Source organism: Micromonospora sp. KC213 (assembly GCF_004348325.1).
In the GTDB taxonomy this organism is placed as follows: Bacteria; Actinomycetota; Actinomycetes; order Mycobacteriales; family Micromonosporaceae; genus Micromonospora.
Genome location: NZ_SMKF01000050.1, coordinates 1 through 19,679, shown reverse-complemented (window position 1 = coordinate 19,679; position 19,679 = coordinate 1). Strand labels below are relative to the sequence as shown.

Annotated in this window: 16 protein-coding genes; 5 read left to right on the top strand and 11 right to left on the bottom strand. The window is 72.3% G+C overall.

The genetic code is table 11. The features are described 5' to 3' along the window. Positions 1–4 precede the first annotated feature (4 nt). From E1166_RS13185 to E1166_RS13170, 4 genes are read right to left on the bottom strand one after another with little or no spacing between them, the layout of a single operon-like run. Entirely contained in the window at positions 5–1,696 is a 1,692-nt protein-coding gene (locus tag E1166_RS13185; protein ID WP_132338814.1) for an ABC transporter permease, read from the bottom strand. Continuing rightward, on the bottom strand, positions 1,681–2,445 hold the full coding sequence (locus tag E1166_RS13180; RefSeq protein WP_132262346.1) for an ABC transporter ATP-binding protein: 765 nt from the start codon (positions 2,443–2,445) through the stop codon (positions 1,681–1,683). The genes E1166_RS13185 and E1166_RS13180 overlap by 16 nt, the downstream gene beginning before the upstream one ends. A gap of 46 nt (positions 2,446–2,491) precedes the next feature. After that, on the bottom strand, positions 2,492–4,129 hold the full coding sequence (locus tag E1166_RS13175; RefSeq protein WP_132338812.1) for a cation acetate symporter: 1,638 nt from the start codon (positions 4,127–4,129) through the stop codon (positions 2,492–2,494). Between the two features lies 1 nt (position 4,130). Further along, positions 4,131–4,541: a hypothetical protein gene (locus tag E1166_RS13170; protein ID WP_132338810.1), complete on the bottom strand. Its 411-nt coding sequence runs from the start codon at positions 4,539–4,541 to the stop codon at positions 4,131–4,133. 224 nt (positions 4,542–4,765) lie between these two features. On the opposite strand from E1166_RS13170, the gene E1166_RS13165 reads away from it, so the two are divergent. Beyond that, on the top strand, positions 4,766–6,145 hold the full coding sequence (locus tag E1166_RS13165; RefSeq protein WP_132338808.1) for a hypothetical protein: 1,380 nt from the start codon (positions 4,766–4,768) through the stop codon (positions 6,143–6,145). A 638-nt stretch (positions 6,146–6,783) separates the two neighbouring features. Continuing rightward, positions 6,784–8,868 (top strand): choice-of-anchor D domain-containing protein, encoded by a 2,085-nt coding sequence (locus E1166_RS13160; RefSeq protein WP_132338806.1) that lies wholly within the window; start codon positions 6,784–6,786, stop codon positions 8,866–8,868. A 63-nt stretch (positions 8,869–8,931) separates the two neighbouring features. On the opposite strand, the gene E1166_RS13155 is transcribed toward E1166_RS13160, so the two are convergent. The 4 genes from E1166_RS13155 to E1166_RS13140 all read right to left on the bottom strand — a co-directional run bounded on the left by E1166_RS13155 (position 8,932) and on the right by E1166_RS13140 (position 13,684). Further along, a complete protein-coding gene (locus E1166_RS13155) occupies positions 8,932–9,693 on the bottom strand; it encodes a LytTR family DNA-binding domain-containing protein (protein WP_132338834.1) in 762 nt (253 codons plus the stop codon). 26 nt (positions 9,694–9,719) lie between these two features. Further along, positions 9,720–10,943, bottom strand: coding sequence for a histidine kinase (locus E1166_RS13150; protein WP_132262335.1), 1,224 nt, complete (start codon positions 10,941–10,943; stop codon positions 9,720–9,722). A 39-nt stretch (positions 10,944–10,982) separates the two neighbouring features. Next, positions 10,983–12,494: a sugar transferase gene (locus tag E1166_RS13145; RefSeq protein WP_132262390.1), complete on the bottom strand. Its 1,512-nt coding sequence runs from the start codon at positions 12,492–12,494 to the stop codon at positions 10,983–10,985. A gap of 329 nt (positions 12,495–12,823) precedes the next feature. Further along, the gene (locus tag E1166_RS13140) at positions 12,824–13,684 is read right to left on the bottom strand and encodes a DNA-formamidopyrimidine glycosylase family protein (RefSeq protein ID WP_132338804.1); all 861 of its coding nucleotides are present in this window, start codon (positions 13,682–13,684) and stop codon (positions 12,824–12,826) included. Between the two features lie 127 nt (positions 13,685–13,811). On the opposite strand from E1166_RS13140, the gene E1166_RS13135 reads away from it, so the two are divergent. Continuing rightward, a complete protein-coding gene (locus E1166_RS13135) occupies positions 13,812–15,092 on the top strand; it encodes a glycosyltransferase family 4 protein (protein WP_132338802.1) in 1,281 nt (426 codons plus the stop codon). 138 nt (positions 15,093–15,230) lie between these two features. On the opposite strand, the gene E1166_RS13130 is transcribed toward E1166_RS13135, so the two are convergent. The 3 genes from E1166_RS13130 to E1166_RS13120 are packed head-to-tail and all read right to left on the bottom strand — an operon-like array spanning position 15,231 to position 17,714. Next, positions 15,231–15,953 carry a CDP-alcohol phosphatidyltransferase family protein gene (locus E1166_RS13130; RefSeq protein WP_132338800.1) on the bottom strand — a complete coding sequence of 241 codons (723 nt, stop codon included), beginning with the start codon at positions 15,951–15,953 and terminating at the stop codon, positions 15,231–15,233. Further along, positions 15,928–16,995: an iron-containing alcohol dehydrogenase family protein gene (locus E1166_RS13125; protein ID WP_132338798.1), complete on the bottom strand. Its 1,068-nt coding sequence runs from the start codon at positions 16,993–16,995 to the stop codon at positions 15,928–15,930. The genes E1166_RS13130 and E1166_RS13125 overlap by 26 nt, the downstream gene beginning before the upstream one ends. Continuing rightward, positions 16,983–17,714, bottom strand: a complete 732-nt coding sequence (locus E1166_RS13120) for a phosphocholine cytidylyltransferase family protein (RefSeq protein ID WP_132338796.1) — start codon at positions 17,712–17,714, stop codon at positions 16,983–16,985. The genes E1166_RS13125 and E1166_RS13120 overlap by 13 nt, the downstream gene beginning before the upstream one ends. Before the next feature lie 255 nt (positions 17,715–17,969). Here E1166_RS13120 and E1166_RS13115 point away from each other — a divergent pair, with 255 nt between their 5' ends. Then, on the top strand, positions 17,970–18,359 hold the full coding sequence (locus tag E1166_RS13115; RefSeq protein WP_132338794.1) for a CBS domain-containing protein: 390 nt from the start codon (positions 17,970–17,972) through the stop codon (positions 18,357–18,359). A gap of 140 nt (positions 18,360–18,499) precedes the next feature. Continuing rightward, entirely contained in the window at positions 18,500–19,594 is a 1,095-nt protein-coding gene (locus E1166_RS13110) for a PLP-dependent aminotransferase family protein (RefSeq protein ID WP_132338792.1), read from the top strand. The last annotated feature ends 85 nt before the right edge of the window (positions 19,595–19,679 follow it).

The following is a 19,679-nucleotide window of genomic DNA, read 5'->3' as shown; positions in this document are numbered from 1 at the left end:
GGTGTCAGCGCCGGGGAGTGACGGTGGCCAGCAGCTCCGGCTGCCGCCGGTCCAGCACGTCCCCGCCGATGTACGCCCCGAGCAGCGCCGCCCCCAGGCCGTACGCCACGCCGAGCGGCAACGCCAGCCACAGCCAGCTCGCGCCGAGCAGCGCGGCGGCCACCACCATCGGCACCGCCGCCGCCGCCGACCCGGCCATGGACAGCACGGTGAGCAGACTCTTCGCCATCCCGGCACCGGTGTTCATGGCGAACGGGTTGCTCGTCTCCGGCAGCGAGTACGCCCCCAGCACCGAGACCAGCCCGTTGATCGCCAGCCCGGCCCCGTACGCGGCCAGCAGCGTCCCGGCGGCCACCCCGATCCAGCCCGGTTCGCCCAGTATCGCGGCGATCAGCACGGCGACCACGCCGAGCATCGGCACCACGTACACCGAGAAGGCCGCCATCCGGGCGTGCAGCTCCAGCCGGCCCGGCACTCCGGCGACCACGTTCGCTGCGTACGCGCTGCCGTCGAAGCCGAACTGGTTGGCCAGGGTCACCGAGGCGAGCACACCGACGGTGAGCATCGACACGCTGAGCATCACCGGCGACGAACTGCCGGAGGACTCGAAACCCTGGTCCGGAGAGACGGCGAAGCCGTTGCCGCCCAGGTTCACCAGCACCGGCACGAACACCCCCACCACCGCGAGGGTGATCAGGTTCGCTCGCCGCCGGGCGTCCCGCCACCAGTAGCGGCACTCCCGGGCGACCAGCGCGCCGAACCGGTCCCGCCGAACCCCACCGAGCACCCGGGGGAAGAGCTGCCCGACCGCGCCGCCCACCGGACCGCGCCGGGGCTTCGCCGGAGCGGCACCGGCCGCGCCGACCATCGCCGACTCCAGCGACCGCGACCACCAGAGCAGCAGCGCACCGATGGCTGCCGCGGTGATCAGCAGCTTCACCGGCACCGCCCAGGCCCGTCCCCCGGCCACGTCCAGGCCGACCGTCCAGGGTGCCCCGAACGGCGTCCAGCCGACCACGGCGGCCACCTCGACGAGCCGGTCCCAGTCGGCCTCCCGGACCGCCGCCAGCACCATGATCTGCAGCGGACCGAACAGCGCGGCCACCACGGCCAGCAGCACGGCGGCCAGGTCGCGGACCCGACGGGACCGCAGCATGGTGGCGAACGCGCTGGTCACCGCGCGGCTGGCGGCGACGCAGAGGAGCAGTCCGGCGACCACGCCGACGGCGGCGACCAGCCCGGCGACCGCGCCGCCGAGCGCCCCGGCGGTGACCACCAGGCCCGTGGTCGCGATCAGCGTCGCCACGACCGGAACGCTGACCACAGCCGCCGCGAACATCCCGCCGACCAGGGTGCGTCGGGGCAGCGGCAGCAACGCGAACCGGGCCGGGTCCAGGGTCTCGTCCACCCCGAAGAAGACCAGCGGCAGCAGCAGCCAACCGAGCACCAGCAGCCCACCGCCGAACGCGGCGGCCAGCAGCGCGTACCGGGGCTCGCCGGCGAACCCGGGCGCGGCCAGCAGCAGGAATCCACCGACGGCGAACCAGACACCGACGAACACGCCGGCCACGAAGAGGGCGACCCGCCAGCTCTGGCCACGGAAGTTGTTCGCCATCACCCGCAGCTTGAGGCGGACGAAGTGCCGGGCCGAGACCGGCCGGACCGGTTCGGTCGCAGCGGTCACCGGGACAGCCACGACAGCTCCTCGCCGGTCGCCGTCCGCCCGCCGACCGCCTCGACGAAGACCTCCTCCAGACGGCGCTCGCCGCGCACCTCGTCGAGGGTGCCGACCCGCTTGATCGTCCCGTCGGCGAGGATCGCCACGTGTGAGCAGAGCCGCTCGACGACCTCCATGACGTGGCTGGAGAAGACCACCGTGCCGCCGCCGACGACGTACCGGTGCAGGATGTCGCGAATCAGCGCGGCGGAGACCGGGTCGACCGCCTCGAACGGCTCGTCCAGCACCAGCAGCCGGGGACCGTGCAGCAGCGCGCAGGCCAGGCCGATCTTCTTCTTCATGCCGGCCGAGTAGTCGACCACCAGGGTCCGGCCGGCGTCGGCCAGCGCCAGCACGTCGAGCAGTTCCGCCGCCCGCTGGTCGACCACCGCCGGATCCATCCCGCGCAGCAGCCCGTGGTACGCCAGCAGTTCCCCGCCGCTGAGCCGGTCGAACAGCCGCACTCCGTCCGGCATCACCCCGAGCAGCCGCTTCGCCCGTACCGGATCGCCCCACACGTCGTGGCCGAGCACCCAGGCCCGGCCCTGGTCCGGCCGCAGCAGCCCGACCGCCATCGACAGGCTGGTGGTCTTGCCGGCGCCGTTGGGGCCGAGCAGACCGAAGAACGAGCCGGCCGGGACGTCCAGGTCGACGCCCGCCACGGCCACCTTGCCGTCGAAGCTCTTGGCCAGGCCACGCAACGCCAGCGCGGAGTGCTCACCAGTCATGTGACGAACCGTATCCGGACGGTGCCAGCACCGGTGTACGGGCCGCTCAGAGTCGCAGCGCCTCCGGGGCGTGCAGCCGCAGCATGGTGGCCCCCACGTCGGCCGGCGTCCGGTGGCGGGTCGCCATCGACGCGGCGACCATCACGGTGAACGCCAGCGGCACGGTCCACGCGGCCGGCTGCGCGATGAGCGTGGCCGGCCAGCCGGACAGCGGTGGACCGAGGACGGTGACCAGGACCGCGCCGATCGCCGCCCCGCCGCCGACCAGCACACCGGCCGCCGCCCCCAGGTCGGTTAGCCCGCGCCACCAGATGCCGAGCACCAGCAGCGGGCAGAAGCTGGACGCGGCGACGGCGAAGGCCAGCCCCACCACCTGGGAGACGTCCAGCCCGGAGACATGCAGGGCGAGCAGCGTCGGCACCGCGCCGGCGATCACCGTGGCCAGCCGGAAGCCGCGTACCGAGCCGCGCCGCAGCACGTCTGTGGAGACCACCCCGGCCACGCTGGTGAGCAGCCCCGAGGAGGTGGACAGGAAGGCCGCGAACGCACCTGCCGCGACCAGCGCGGCGAGCAGCCGACCGGTGGTCCCGTCACCGAGCGCCGCGCCGGGCAGCAGCACCACCACCGCGTCGGTCTGCCCGGTGACCAGCAGTTGCGGGGTGTATATCCGACCCAGCACGCCGTAGAGGGTGGGTAGTAGGTAGAAGACGCCGACCAGACCGAGCACCACCAGCGTGGTGCGTCTGGCCGCTGCGCCGTCCGGGTTGGTGTAGAAGCGCACGAGAACGTGCGGCAACCCCATGGTTCCGAGGAAGGTGGCCAGGATCAGCGAGTACGTGGCGAACAATCCCCGGTCGTCGTCCCCGGCGGCGCTGGGCAGCAGCCAGTCCGCGCCGTCGGCCACCCCGGACACCTCCGGCACCGGGTCACCGGCGGCGAAGGTGAGCTCGTCGCCGGGGCGTACCTGCCGGACGGTGCCGTCGGCGAAGGTGAGCGCCGCGCGGTGCTCGACCACGACGGTGGTCGCGGTCCGGAACGCCGGCCCGTCGGGCGGGGTCACCGCGGGGCGACCGTCGGCCTGCCACTGCAGCACCAGGAAGATCGCGGGTACGGCCAGCGCGGTCAGCTTCAGCCAGTACTGGAACGCCTGGACGAAGGTGACCGCCCGCATCCCGCCCAGCGCCACGTTCGCGGTGACCACCGCCGCGACCAGCAGCGCCCCGACCGGGTACGGCGCACCGGCCAGCGTGGCCAGGGTCAGCCCGGCGCCCTGCAGCTGCGGCACCAGGTACAGCCAACCGATGAAGATGACGAAGACGGTGGCCAGGGTGCGCAGCCGGCGCGACCCGAGTCGCACCTCGCAGAAGTCGGGCAGGGTGAACGCGCCGGAGCGGCGCAGCGGCGCGGCCACGAAGAGCAGCAGGGCGAGATAGCCGGCGGCGAAGCCGACCGGGTACCAGAGGACGTCGACGCCGTACTTCAGGATCAGTCCGGCGATGCCGAGGAAGCTGGCGGCCGAGAGGTACTCCCCGCCGATGGCGGCGGCGTTCCAGGTCGGACTGACCGCCCGGGAGGCGACCAGGAAGTCGGAGGTGGTCCGGGCCAGCCGCAGCCCGTAGAAGCCGATGGCCAGGGTGGCGAGGGTGACCGTGACGATGGCCGGTACGACGAGCCCGTTGCCCACCTCAGTGCTCCGGCCGCTGGACCAGGTCGGTGAAGTCCTGCTCGTTGCGTTCGGCGAGCCGCACGTACGCCCAGCCCACCACGATGAGGAACGGGAAGGAGGCCACCGCGAGCAGCAGCCAGGGCAGGTTGGCCCCGAACACGGTGACCCGTCCGACCGCGGGGGCGATCGCGAAGAGCCACGGCAGGCCGCCCAGCCCGACCAGTACGACCAGGGAGAGCCGCAGCGCCAGGGAGAGCTGGGCCCGGACGAGCCCGCGCACCAGCGCGTCGCCGACCCGGGTCTGCTGGGCCAGTTCGGCGCGGGTGCGGTCGGCCCGGTCGTCGCGGCGGGACACCTCGGCCAACACGACGCGCGTCCTGGGCCGCGGTTGCGGCGCGCGGGGGGCGGGCACCCGGTCGTCGGCGGTCATCCCGGCAGTCTCGCCTGCTCAGCACGGATGTCAAGAGATGTGGAAAACTTGTGGACAAATCGGCGGCGCTTGTGGATAACCACGCCCGGTGACCGATTAACACACCATTAAGTCTCGACAGGTTCACCCGTCGTATCAGATCGAGTCGCCTTCTTGCCGGCCTTGATCCGGCACCCTACGCTGAGGCAGCAATTCCCAGTTTCCTCTCCTCACACGGGGTTTCTATGCGCAAATTCCGTACCGTCCTCGGCGTCACGCTCGCTGGAGCGTGCGCCCTGACCGCGGTGCCGGCCACGGCGTCCGCAGCCCCGTCGACCGCCCTGCAGCAGCAGGCGGCGGCCGACTCCACCGGCACCTACTACCCGGTCTCGCCGGCCCGCCTGATGGACACCCGTTCCGGCCTCGGCGCGCCGAAGGCGAAGCTCGGCCCGCTGAGCAAGGTCGACCTCCAGGTCGCCGGCCGCGGCGGCGTTCCCGGCAGCGGCGTCGGAGCGGTCGTGCTGAACGTGACCATCACCGGCCCGACGATGGACAGCTTCGTCACCGCCTACCCGGCCGGGGAGAGCCGCCCGGACGCCTCGTCGATCAACTTTGCCAAGGGCTGGCTGGGCTCCAACAACGTCACCGTCAAGCTCGGTGCCGGCGGCAAGGTCTCCGTCTACAACCGCAACGGCTCCACCGACGTGGTCGTCGACGTGGTCGGCTACTACGCCGCCGACAACTCGTTCCCCACCCCCGGTGGCCAGTACGAGTGGTACGAGCCGGACCGGGTCTTCGACACCCGGCTTGACCCCGAGGGCAAGCCCCCGGCGGGCACCACCCTGGAGTACTCCCTCGAATTCGACGGCGACACCAACTCGCACGTCAAGGCCCTGGTCTTCAACCTCACCGCGGTCGCCCCGGCCAAGGCCGGCTTCCTGACCGCGTGGTCGGGGGCCACCGCCCGGCCGACCTCCTCGACGGTCAACTACGGCGCGGGCGTCAACGTGCCGAACCTGGCCTTCGTGCAAACCACCCCGTGCACCGGCACCGAGCCGGGGCAGTGGTGCACGCCGGGTGCGCCGAAGTTCAAGGTCTACACCTCGGCGGAGGCGCACGTCCTGGTCGACTTCGTCGGCGTGGTTGACGACGGTGCCTCGCCGTTCGGCATGCGGTTCCAGCCGCAGAGCCCGACCCGGATCGTGGACAGCCGGGCGAACAAGGGCATCACCGGCGCGTTGGGCGCGAACGCCACCGCCCGGGTCCAGGTGCCGGCCGAGCTGGTCACCGAAGACACCGGTGTGGCGGTCATGAACGTGACCGCGGTGAAGCCGACCAGGAACACGGTCATCACCGTCTGGCCGGCCGACAACCCGGCGATCCCTGGCAAGCCCGCCACCAGCAACCTCAACCCGTACACCAACCAGGTCGTGTCCAACGCAGTGCTCGGCATCATCGAGCCGACCGCCGCGTTCAACGTGCACAACCACACCGGCTCCACCCACCTGGTGGCGGACCTGGTCGGCACCTTCTACTACCCGACCGGCGAGCCGACGGAGGCGCGGGGCATCGCTGCGAGGGGGCAGCTGCGCAAGGCCGAGGTAACCGGCTCCTCGCACCGCTGACACAGCCGACAGCAACACGACGGTGCCCCGGCCGACCGGCCGGGGCACCTTTCGTCGGTCGGTACACCACTGTCGGCGCGACGCAGCACCTTGCCGGTCGGCAAACACCGCCCCTACGCTGGGCCGGCTTCGTCTGCCCTCCTCTCATCCGGGGTCTTCATGCGCAGACTCCTCGGCGCCGCGGTCTGTGTCACCGCGATGGTGCCGGCGGTCGCCCAGGCCGCGCACCGTGTCCTACACCGCCCTGGTCGTGCACGGCGGTGACCAGGACAGCTTCCTGGACCTCCACACCGGCGTCTGGGACAGCGGCAACGCCTCCATCACGCCCACCCTCCACCACGGGGAAGCCTTCCAGCTCGCCGCCGATCCCGTCGCCGAGGAGGGCACCAGCGAGGTCAGGGTCTACGTCCAGCCGCCGGCGGGGCAGATCTGGCAGCAGGGGCGGACGCGTTCTGGCTCTACCCGGCCACCGCGAGTGAGCCGGCACCGCTGCTCGACACCACCCCACAGTTCGCGATCACCGGATCGGGCACGAGCTAGCTCTGCACCCGAACCGAGGGGCGTCCGGTGGGTCCGACGTCGGCACCGGCTCATAGGCTGAGTCGATCAAAGTCTCCTTCTCCTCGTCCGAGGTGTGCATGCGCATGTTCCGGGCCCTGCTCGGCCTCACCGTCGCGCTGACCGGCACGGCTGCCGGGCTGCCGGTGACCGCCTCCGCCGCGTCGGCCGCCACGATCACCGCCATCACCGCCGACCGTGGCGACCACGGCCACACCCCGGTCCCCGTCTCCGACGTGTGGACGCCCGACAACGCCGTGGTCACGGCCACCCCGTCGGGCGGTGAGGCACTGCGGCTGAAGGCGGTCCGAGGTGAACACTTCATCGAAATCGACCTCGCTCCGCCGGCCGGATCGACGTGGACCGCCGGACAGGTGTACCAGGCAGCTCGGTTCGCGGACACCGACAACGCCAGGATCGACATCCACACGCCGGGGTCGGGCTGCAACACCGTCAACGCGGCCGTCACCGTGCTCGAGGTCTCCCGGGACCCGGGCAACGGGCGGGTGAACTCGTTCGCCGCCTGGTACGAGTTCCAGTGCGGTGCCGACCGTGGCGTGCTGAGCGGTGACCTGCGCTGGCAATCCACCGTGGACTATGTGGCGGCGGTGCCCGAACCCGGCCAGCTCGACCTCGGCCACGTCGAGGTGGGCGGTGCGGGCACCTCCCGTACGGTCACCTTCACGTCCCGGGGCACCCTGCCCGCGGTCTTCAGCACGGCAGGGGTGTTGGGGCCCGGGGCGGCACAGTTCGCCCTCACCGCCGACACCTGCTCCGCTCGTACGGTCGCTCCTGGTGAAAGCTGCGCGATCACTGTCGCCACCCGGGCCACCCTGACCGGTCCGCACACCGCCACCCTGGTGCTGTATGACAACAGCGGCCGGGGGGCCCGGCTGGTTCCCATGTCATACGGCGCTGCCTATGGCGTCACCGGCATGTACTACCCGCTGCCGCCGCAGCGCCTGATGGACACGCGCAGCGGGCTGGGCGGGCACCAGGGGAAGATCGGTGCCCGGCAGACCGTGGACCTGCTGGTGCAGGGGCGCGGGGGCGTGCCGGCCGGGGCCGGCTCGGTGGTGCTGAACGTGACGGTGACCAACCCGACGGCCGCCAGCTTCCTCAACGTCTTCCAGACCGGCGAGGGTCGCCCCAACGCCTCGTCGGTCAACTTTCCGGCGGGCTGGCTCGGCTCCAACAACGTCACGGTCAAGCTCGGCTGGGAGGGCAAGATCTCGGTCTACAACCACAGCGGCAGCACCGACGTGGTGGTGGACGTGGTCGGCTTCTACGCCGGTGATCACCTGGACCTGGCGGCCGTCGGCGTCGGCGGCAACTACGCCCCGCTGACCCCGACCCGGCTGTTCGACTCGCGCCGCACCGGTGGCATCGTCCCGGCCGGCAGTGCCGTACGGCTCTGGGCCGACCTCGGGCCCGAGCTGAGCGGCCACGTGCGGGGACTGGTCCTCAACGTGACGGCGGTCAAGCCGCAGCGGGCCGGCTTCCTCTCCGTCTGGTCGGGCGAGGGGGCGGTGCCGACCGCGTCGACCGTCAACCACGGCGCGGGCACGGTGGTGCCGAACCTGACCATCGCCCGGACCGGCTTCTGCGCCGACTGCGGCCCGGGGTACGCCGTGCCGTCGTTCGCGGTGCACACCAGTCAGAACGCGCACATCGTGATCGACGTGGTCGGTGTCATGGACGACGGGCAGGTGCCCGACGGCATGCGGTTCCGCCCGCTGTGGCCGACCCGGATCCTGGACAGCCGCACCGCGATCGTGTCCACTGGTCCGCTCGGCCCGAACACATCACGCTCGGTCAGCGTGCACGACCGGGAGGAGGTGCCCCGGGACACCGAGGCCCTGGTGACGAACGTGACCGCGGTGTCGCCGACGGCTGACACCGTCATCACTGTCTGGCAGATGGGCCTGGACAAGCCGACGGCGAGCAACCTGAACCCGGCCGTGGGGCAGACGGTGTCCAACGCCGCGTTCCCCGGGATCGGGCTGCCCGAACGCTTCGAGGTGCACAACCACGCCGGCAGCACCCACGTGGTGGCCGACGTGGTCGGCACGTTCCACCGGCACCCCGGCACGGCGACCGGTGAACTGCCCCGGGGCACCTCCCGGTACGCCGTGGTCGGCTCGGGGAGCCGCCCCCTGCGCTGAGCCGTCCCGAGAGGGCGCCCCGATCCGTCCGGGGCGCCCTCTCGCGTGCCCGGGAACCTGGGATCACCGGTTCCAGTCCTGCTTCGCCGCTCGTACCAGCTTGTCCTTCAGCTCCCGGGTGTGCCGCCGGCTCACCGGCAGCTCCGTCGCGTCGACCACCACCACGTACCCCGAGTTGACCAGCCGCAGCTCGGCGATCAACTTCAACTGCACCAGGTACGACCGGTGGATGCGGACGAACCCGGCGTCCGCCCAGCGTTCGGCGAGGGTCGCCAGCGACACCCGGACCAGGTGCGAGCCGTCGGCGGTGTGCAGCCGGGCGTAGTCGCCCTGCGCCTCCACCCAGCGCACCGCCGAGCGGGGCAGCATCCGGGTCGTCCCGGCCAGCTCGACCGGGATGGTGGGATCCTCCTCGGCGCGAGCGAGGGCCGCCGGGTGCGCGGGGACCACCCGGGAGCCGATCACCCGGCGCAGCGACTCGGCCAGCCGCTCGGCGCGCACCGGTTTGCGGACGTAGTCGGTGGCGCCCAGGTCGAAGGCGTCGGCCGCGCCGTCGTCGTACGCGGTGACGAACACGATCGACGGCGGCCGGGCGAAGCGGCGCAGCACCCGGGCCAGTTCCATGCCGTCCAGGCCGGGCATCCGGATGTCCAGGAAGACCACGTCCACGTCGGTGTCGCGGAGCACCCGCAGCGCCTCGGTGGCGTCGCCCGCGGTGTGCAGGCGGGCCACCCGAGGGTCGGCCCGCAGGTGGTACGCCAGCTCGTCCAACGCCGGCGGCTCGTCGTCGACCGCCAGCACCCGGAGGAAACCGGTGGTGCTCACCGCGCCGACCCGGTCGGCCCGCTCGCTCACGAACCCGCCCGTACGCCGGGGTGGAACTTCGGCACCCGCAGGCTCACCTTCGTACCCGAGCCCGGGCCGGTCTCGACGACCAGGCCGAACCGGTCGCCGAAGACCGACCGGAGCCGCTCGTCGACGTTGGAGAGGCCGACATGCTGGCCCGGGTCGTCGGCCGGGTCGCTGCCGGCGCGGGTCAGCTCGGCGATGCCCGCTCGCAGCGTGGCCGGATCCATGCCCACTCCGTCGTCCTCCACCGTGATGTGACACTCCGCGCCCGCGTCCCGGGCCTCGATGCTCACCATGCCGGTGCCGGGCTTGCGGGACAAGCCGTGCCGCACGGCGTTCTCCACCAGCGGCTGGAGGCAGAGGAACGGCAGGGTCACCGGCAGCACCTCCGGCGCGATCTGCAACCGCACCTGCAACCGGTCGCCGAACCGGGCCCGTTCGATGGTCAGGTAGCGGTCGATCGAGCGTAGTTCCTCGGCGAGCGTGGTGAACTCCCCGTGCGCCCGGAAGGAGTACCGGGTGAACTCGGCGAACTCCAGGATCAGCTCCCGGGCCCGCTCCGGGTCGGTGCGGACGAACGAGCCGATCGCGGTGAGCGCGTTGTAGATGAAGTGCGGGCTGATCTGGGCGCGCAACGCGCGTACCTCGGCCCGGGCCAGCCGCTCCCGGGACGATTCCAACTCGGCGAGGGCGAGCTGGTCGCCGGCCCAGTGCGCGGTCTCCAGGGTGGCCTGCACCAGCCCCGGCGCCGGCGGTGCGTCGGCGACCGCGACCAGCGCGCCGACCACCCGCCCGTCCGCGCTCAGTGGGGCCAGCACCGCACCCCGGACCGGGCAGTCCACCCGGTCACAGCTCAGTTCCGGCTCGCCGAGCACCGTCGACCGACCGCTCTCCACCGTACGCCGGGCCGCCGCGAGCAGTTGCTCGCCGTGGTGCCCGCCGCGCCCGTCCAGGGCGAGCAGCTCCGTCCGGTCGGTCAGCGCCAGCCCGACCGCGCCCACCAGCGCCCGCAGATGGCGTACGGCCTTCGCCGCGCCCGCCACGGTCAGTCCGGCGCGCAGCGGCTCGGCGGCCAGGCCGGCGGTGTGCAGCACCTCGTACGTGGCCCGCTGGGTGGCGGTGGCGATGCCGCGCCGCCCGCGTAGCCGCAGCACCGCCCAGAGCGCCGCCACCAGCGCGGTGACCAGCGAGACGACGCCGACGACGGCGGAGAGATTGCCACTCACGCAGCGATCCTGGCCTGTTCCGGCCGCGACGCCAAGGGGTCAGTACGCGCCCTTGCGGGCCAGCACCACGCCCACCGTCCGCCACAGGATGCTCAGGTCGTACGCCAGCGACCAGTTGTCGACGTAGTAGAGGTCCAACCGGACCGCCTCGTCCCAGGACAGGTCGGAGCGGCCGGAGACCTGCCACAGTCCGGTCATGCCCGGGCGGACCAGCAGCCGGCGTCGCACGTCGCCGAGGAAGTCGCCGTCGTCGGCGGGGAGCGGACGCGGCCCCACCAGCGACATCTCCCCCCAGAGTACGTTGATCAGTTGGGGCAGTTCGTCCAGCGACGAGGCCCGCAGGAACCGGCCCACCGGGAAGACCCGGGGATCCTGCTTCATCTTGAACAGCATGCCGTCGGTCTCGTTCTGGTCGACCAGGCCGGCCAGCCGCTCCTCGGCGTCGACGTACATGGTCCGGAACTTCCAGACCCGGAAGGTGCGGCCCTCGTGGCCGACCCGGGGCTGGCGGAAGAAGACCGGACCAGGGTCGGAGAGCCGGATCGCGACCGCGATCGCGGCGAAGACCGGGATCAGCAGCAGCAGCCCCAGCCCGGCGGCGATCCGGTCCATCAGGTTCTTGGCCAGCAGCGCCGGACCCGACAGGGTCGGTTCCTCGACGTACAGCAGCGGCAGGCCCTCGATCGGACGGATGTGCACCCGGGGGCCGGCGATGTCGGTCAGTTGCGGGGCGACCACCAGGTCGACGCCGGAGCCTTCCAGCTGCCACGCCAGTCGGCGCAGCTCACCCGGTTCGGCGCTGGCCGAGCCGCACACCGCGATGGTGTCGCCGCCGACCTCCCGGACCAGGGCGAGGACGTCGCGGCCGGCGTACACCGGCACCGGGGTCTGGATGCCCCGGGCGGCGGCGTACCCGTCGGTGATGTGGATGGCGACCGGCACCAGGCCGGCGCTGGGGTTGCGGGTGACCGCGGTGTAGACCTCCAGGCATTCCGGCAGGGTGCCGACCAGCACCATCCGGTGCCCCGCGTGGCCGGCCCGGCGGCGTACCGCGTGCAGCGTGAACCGGGCGACCAACCGCCCGACCAGGATCAGGATCAACGCCCCGAGCAGGGCGAAACCGACCGACCAGCGGGACAGGTCGGTCTTGGTGGCGAAGGCGAGGAAGGAGACGGTCGCGGCGACCGCGACCCCGCCCCGGATCACCCGCTTGAACTCGTCCGGGCCGAGCCCCAGGTAACGCCGGTCGTAGGCCCGGTTGCCCCAGAGGATGACCACCCAACCGAGCGGCAGCAGCAGGAACGCCACCGTGTAGAACCAGGTCGGGTCCTCCTGGGCGTTGTAGAAACCGGCCCGGGCCTGCCCGAACGCCTCCTGGGCGATCCAGTCGGCCAGCACCACGGCGGCGAAGTCGAGCAGCAGGAGGATGACGGTGTACGGCCGGTGCCAGCGGGATACCCGACGACGGGCACGAGCCCAGGCCGACCGGGGTACGCCGTTGTGCGACGGCGGTGTCGGCGGCTGGATCTCGAAGCTGTCGACGTGCCGCACTACTTTGCTCCGGCCTATGTAGGTGCCCGGGCGCTGGAGGCTTGTCGTCACCTCAACCCATGTCCTCCCGCATGACACGCGCCGCTCACTCGCAGTGAGGGGCGCACGTCGCCCACCGTTCCAGTCTCCCACGCGGGCAGCGGGCCGGACGCTGACCCGAAGGACTTTGCGTCAGGTGTTGCCGGCGGGGATCCGGCCGGCTCCAGGTCACTTTTGGAAGCCGGGGACCGAGCCACTATACCGATGGACGAGGGGCCGGGTAGAGGCGCGGAGGGGCACGTTCCACGCGCCGGGGGCGATTCCTCTCCGTAATCGGCAAGTGTTGTTACTCACCGTACGAGTCGGGACAACCGACGGTCAGCGAGGGGTTTGCCCCCGGTCTGGCAGGTCGGGCAGTACTGGAGGCTGGAGTCGGCGAACGAGACCTCCCGCACGGTGTCACCGCAGACCGGACAGGGCAGCCCGGTCCGGGCGTGCACCGTGAGCCCGGAGCGCTTCTCGCCCTTCAGTTCCGCCGCCCGCTGCCCCACCGACCGGCGTACCGCGTCGCCGAGAACCGCCCGGGTCGCCGTGTGCAGGGCGGCAACCTGGTCGTCGGTCAGCCGGTCGGTGAGCGCGAACGGGGACAGCTTCGCCGCGTGCAGGATCTCGTCGGAGTACGCGTTGCCGATGCCGCAGAGCACCGCCTGGTCGGTCAGCACCCCCTTGACCTGGCCCCGGCGGCTGCGTATCCGCTCGGCGAAGGTCGGCAGGTCGGCCGCCAGCGCGTCCGGGCCCAGCTTCGCCACCCCGGGCACCTGCGGCGGGTCGGTCACCAGGTACACGGCCAGTTTCTTCTGGGTGCCGGCCTCGGTCAGGTCGAAGCCGGAACCGTCGTCGAGGCGTACCCGCAGGGCGACCGGGCCCTTCCCGGGGCGCAACCCGACGGTGGAGCCGAACGCCTCCCGATAGTGCAGCCAGCCCGCGCGGGCCAGATGCACCACCAGGTGCAGGCCACCGTCGAAGGCCACGTCGAGGAACTTGCCGTGCCGCCGGGCGTCCACCACCGCCCGTCCCGTCACCGTCTCGGGCGCCGGGTCGTACGTCTTGAGGGCACTGATCGCGGCGACCTCGATCCGGTCGACGCACCGGCCCACCGCGCGCTCACGCAGGTAGCCCGCGAGCGCCTCCACCTCCGGTAGTTCGGGCACGCCCCAACGGTAGCCTTCTTTCCCGTGCGCGCGAGGAAAGCGCCTGCGAGTCCGTACCGAGCCGGGCGGACCCGCCGGCCGGGCCCGCGGGTGCGGATCTGCCCGGTCGCGACGAGAGGCGAGCCCTGTGAAGATTGTGGTGGCGCACAACCGGTACCGGGAGGCCCAGCCCTCCGGTGAGAACACCATGGTCGACTCGGAGATCGCCCAGCTCACCGCGGCCGGCGTCGAGGTGTTGCCGTTCATCCGCAGCTCCGACGAGATCCCGTCGATGCCGCGGACGGCCAAGGCGCTGCTGCCGATCTCCCCGATCTGGGCACCCCGCGCGCAGGAGGACCTGAGCCGCCTGCTCACCGCGCACCGGCCCGACGTGCTGCACCTGCACAACCCGTACCCGCTGCTCTCGCCCTGGGTGGTGCGTACCGCGCACCGGCACGGTGTGCCGGTGGTACAGACGGTGCACAACTACCGGCAGGTCTGCTCCTCCGGCATCTACTTCCGTGACGGGGTGATCTGCCAGGACTGCAAGGGCCGGGCGTTGGGCGTCCCGGCGATCGTGCACCGCTGCTACCGGGGCTCGGCGGCGCAGAGCGCGCTGATGGCGACGACGCTGGCCGTGCACCGGGGGACCTGGCGGTCGGTGGACCGGTTCATCGCGCTGACCTCGGCGATCGCCGACCACCTGCGCGACTACGGCATCCCGGCGGACCGGATCGTGGTCAAGCCCAACGCGGTGCCCGACCCCGGTACGCCCGCGCCGCTCGGTGACGGCTTCCTCTACCTGGCCCGGCTGACCCCGGAGAAGGGTCTCGACCTGCTGCTTCAGGCGTGGCGCCGGCATCCGGTGGGCAGCCTGGGCACGCTCCGGGTGGCCGGGGACGGCGAACTACGCCCGCTGGTCGAGGCGGCCGCCGCCGAACGTGCCGACGTGGTCTACCTCGGCCAGCTCGACCGGGCCGGGGTGCGCGCCGCGATCGAGGCGAGCGCGGTCGTGATCGTCGCCGCCCTGTGGCACGACGTGCTGCCCACCGTGATCATCGAGGCGCTGGCCAGCGGCCGGCCGGTGCTGGGTACCGCTCTCGGCGGCATTCCGTACCTGGTCGGGGCGGACGCCCCGCACGAACCCGCCGGCACCGGCCCGGCCACCACCGCCTCCGCCGTCGCCGGCCACCTCCCGCCGCCGGCCGGCCCGCCGGCGGTGCCGGCCGGCCTGGTCACCGGGGAGGCCGGGTGGGTGGTGCCGCCGGATCCGGCCGCGCTGGCCGCCGCGCTTCCGCTGGCCCGTGCCGGGGCTGCGGCGCGCGCCGCAGCTGCCCGGACCCGCTACGAGCGCACCTTCCATCCCGACGTGGTCCTCAAGCGCCACCTTGACATCTACGCCGACCTGGCCGCCACCCGCCGCCGCTGACCCATCCTCCTGATCCACCCCCGGCACGTCCCGCCGGCCCGGGCGTCGCCGGCTTACGGCCGAATGCGCCGTGTGGGTGCTTCTGGTGGCTAGGTGACGCCGGATCGCGCCGTGTCGCGGCCCGCTCGCCGGGGCGGGTCAGCGCAGCGAGGCGCGGGCGGAGAAGGCGATGCTGGCCAGCAGGAAACCGCCGTTGACCACGGTGAACGCCACGACCACCCAGAAGGTCAGCGCGGGAGCGAACATCAGCACCAGCGCCGCCACGAAGATCACCGCGCCGTAGTCTCGGACCAGCTTGACCAGGCGTACCGGCAGGGAGGTCGAGGTGACCATGCTGGCCGCGTTCGGGCCGGACTGCATCACCGAGGTCACCAGGTTCACCATCCAGGTGCCGGCGAAGACCGCCACCAGCCAGGACGGCGTGCCCGGGCGCTGCGCCACGGCGGTCGCGCCGAGCGCGGCGACCAGCGCGATCTGGGCCGCCACGTCGCAGAGCACGTCGACCCGGGCCCCCGCCGAACTGCCGGTGCCGGTGACCCGGGCGAGCTGCCCGTCGGCGCAGTCCAGGGCGTACGCGATCTGCCAGCCGAGCAGCGCGACCAGCCCCACCACCCAGGCCGGGACGTCGCCGGCGGCGACCCGGCCGGCGAGGGCCACCACGGTCACCGAGGTGGCCAGACCGAGCACCAGGTTGGTGATGGTCAGCGCGGTCGGGCGCAGCCCGACCCGCTGGGCGACCAGCGCGAAGACCGCACCGATCCACTGGCTGACCGACTCGCTGAACAGGCCGCCACCCCGGTTCACCCGGTGGAAGTCGGCGACGGTGGGACGGGACTCAACCACAGTGGTCGCGGATTGCACCGGCGTAGTCTGCCAGCCGCTCCCGCGTCTCGGAAGGCGACATCGCCAGGTGCTCCAGGATGGTATACCGGTCCGGCCGGGTGCCGGGCGCGAACTGCACCGCCTCGACGAACTGGTCGTCGGTGAGCCCCACGTCGGCGGGGAGCCGGGGCAGGTGGTGGCGGGCCAGACAGGCCGACATCTCCGCGAACCGGCGGCGGTCGCCGCGCAGCCAGGTGCAGAACAGCGCCCCCAGACCGGCGAGTTCGCCGTGCGAGGCGGTGCCCGGGTAGAGCGCGTCGACGGCGTGCATGATCTCGTGGCAGCCACCGCTGGCCGGCCGGCTGGTGCCGCAGACCGCCATCGCCAGGCCGCTGGAGATCAACGCTTCGGCGAGCACCGTGACGAACACGTCATCGGTCATGTCCCCGGAGTGGGCGAGCACCGCCTCGGCGCCCATCCGGGCCAGCGAGGCGGCCAACCCGTCGACCGGCTCGCCGCGCACCTGTCGGGCCAGCTCCCAGTCGGCCAGGGCGCTGATGTTGCTGACCGCGTCCCCGATGCCCGCCCGGTTGGTCCGGTCCGGGCCGCTCTCGACGAAATCCAGGTCGACGATGACCGCGATCGGGATGTGCACCCCGTAGGAGCCCTTGTGGCCCTCGCTGACCAGGCTGGCCACCGGCGAGGCGATGCCGTCGTGGGCCAGGCTGGTCGCCACCGACACCATGGGCAGCCCGCGCCGGGTGGCGGCGTACTTGGCCACGTCTATCGTCTTGCCGCCGCCGATGCCGACCACCGCGTCGTACGACCGGGCACGCAGCTTGCTCCCCAGGTCGTCGGCGGCTTCCAGGGTGCCCCCGGCCACCGTGAACACGTCGGCGGAGCGCAGCGACGGCCGGATCAGCTCGGCGATCCGCTCGCCCTGCCCCGGCCCCACCACCACCGCCACGTCACCACCGGCGGAGATCCGCCCGTCGGCGAGGATCGCGCCGAGGTCGGCCACCGCGCCCCGGCGCACGTCGATGTGCAGCGGGGTCAGCACGGTACGGGCTAGTAGCGGCACGCGATCTCCCGCGCCCGGGCCAGGTCCTCGTGGTTGTCGACCTCGACCCAGGCGACGTCACCGATGGGCGCGGCCCGCACCTCGCCGCCGCGGTCGGCGAACTCCTGGTAGCCGTCCTCGTAGTAGAGGTTCGGGTCGCGCCGCCAGGTCGCCTCCAGCGCGTCGGCGAGCGCGTCGGCCACCCGCGGCTCGATCAGCGTCGCGCCGATGTACTCGCCGTACGCCTGGCCCGGGTCCATCAGCTTGGTGATCCGGGTGAGCTGGCCGGCGGCGTCGAAGGTGGTCTTCATCTCCTCCTCGGCCAGCGTCTTGACGGTGTCGACGGCGAGCAGGATGCCCGGGCCGCGCTCGGCCAGCAGGGTCTTCTCCACGCTCACCGGATGCACGGTGTCGCCGTTGACCAGCAGTACGCCCCGGGCGAAGTGTTCCCGGGCCAGCCAGAGCGAGTACGCGTTGTTCCACTCCTCGGCCTTGTCGTTGTGCACCAGGGTGAGCTGGACGCCGTAGCGTTTCTCCAGCTCCGCCCGGCGGGAGACGACCGCGTCGGCGGCGTACCCGACGACGATCACGACCTCGGTCAGCCCCACCTCCGCCAGGTTGCGCAGCGCGATGTCGAGGATGGTGGTGTCCCCGTCCACCGGCACCAACGCCTTGGGCAGCGTGTCGGTGTACGGCCGCAGCCGGCGTCCCGCCCCGGCCGCCAGCACCATCCCGATCATGCAGGGTCCTCCCTCGTACGACTCCCAGGTCACCGTGGAGGATAGCCGCGCGTGCCGACCGGCCTTCCGCCAACCGGACGATGAGCCGGGCCGGTCGGCCGGCGTGACGAGCCGGGTGCGGGCCCGACGGTCAGGGCGGCGGCCGGTCCGTCGTACCGCTGGCGTGCCTCATGTCGCCGCCGGCTCTTGTCCCGGCCTGCCGCTGGGCCCACCATGTGGGTACCGGGTGCCACCGTCCCACAGGGGTGATGCGTCGTGCAGGTTCGGGAAGCGATGTCCAAGCAGGTGCTCGTGGTCGGCCCGGAGCACACGCTCCGCCAGGCGGCCCGGATGATGTCGGCCCGTCGGGTGGGCTCGGCGGTGGTGATCGATCCTGAATCGCAAGGGGTCGGCATCATGACCGAACGTGATCTGCTCAACGCCGTCGGTGCGGGGCTCGACTGCGACGTGGAACGAACCGGGGCCCACGTGAGCTGGGACGTCGTCTACGCCGGTCCGGACTGGACGGTGGAGGAGGCCGCCGCCGCGATGGCCCGGGGCGGCTTCCGGCACCTGGTGGTGCTGGACGGCCAGGAGGTGGCCGGGGTCATCTCGGTACGTGACCTGATGCGGGTCTGGTCGCAGCAGCGGCAGGCGATCGGCTGACCCACCGCGTCCGGTAGCCGATCGATGTGGTCCGCGCCAGGGCCGCCCCGGCGTGCCCGTACCCGTGATCACCTGCCCGCATGTTGAACTTGGCGTGTATGCCGGTCACGGCGACCGGGGCAGGCCCTAGGCTCGTGCCCATGACCGCCGAGCAGTTGATCTCGTTCGCCCGTGGCGCGCCCTCGCTTGACATCGTGGATGTCGAGGGTCTGAAGGCCGCCGCCGTCCGCGCCTTCGACGCCGACCCCGCCGGGGTCACGGCGTACGGCACCTCCGTCGGCTACCCGCCCCTGCGCAGGTGGATCGCGGAGAAGCACGGGGTCGCCCCGGAGCAGGTGCTGATCACCAACGGCTCGCTCCAGGCGGACGCGTTCCTCTTCGACCACCTCGTCCGCCGTGGCGACGCCGTGGTGGTGGAGCGCCCGACGTACGACCGGACCCTGCTCAACCTGCAGAAGATGGGCGGGGAGATTCACGGCGTCACCATCCAGCCGGACGGCCTGGACACCGCCGAGTTGCGCAAGCTGCTGGAGTCCGGGGTGCGGCCGAAGCTCGCCCACGTCATCCCGAACTACCAGAACCCGGCCGGGGTGACCCTCTCCCTGGAGAAGCGACGCGAACTGCTCGACCTGGCCGCCGAGTACGGGTTCACCATCTTCGAGGACGACCCGTACGCCGACATCCGGTTCCGCGGTGAGGCGCTGCCGTCGATGCTCTCGATGGACACCCGCGGCGTGGTGGTGCACGCGTCCAGCTTCACCAAGACGGTCTGCCCGGGCGTCCGGGTCGGGTACCTGGTCGGGCCGGCGGACCTGATCGCCGACATCGCCCGGAAGGCGACCAACCTCTACATCTCGCCCGGCATGGTCTCCCAGGCGATCGTGCACCAGTTCAGTGTCTCCGGCGACATCCAGCGGTCCATCGAGACGGTCTCCACCGCGCTGGGCGAGCGGGCCCGGGTGCTCGCCGAGTCGCTGCGCCGGCACATCCCCGAGGCCAGCTTCGTGGAGCCGGACGGCGGCTACTTCCTGTGGGTGGAGTTCCCGCAGGACGTGGACGTGGAGAAGCTCGCCCCGGCGGCGGCCGACCGCGGTGTCGCCGTGGTGAAGGGGAGCGACTTTATGGTCGACGGCGGGCAGCACGCGCTGCGGTTGGCCTTCTCGGCGGTGACCGTGGACCGGATCGACGAGGGCGTGCGCCGCCTCGCGGAGGCGATGGCCGCCGTTCGCGGCTGAGCAGCGATGGCCGCACCGGCGGCCAGGAAATGTGTCGGGTTTCCGACAGTCATCGACAGGCGGCCGGCTCGGGTGCACCCGAGCC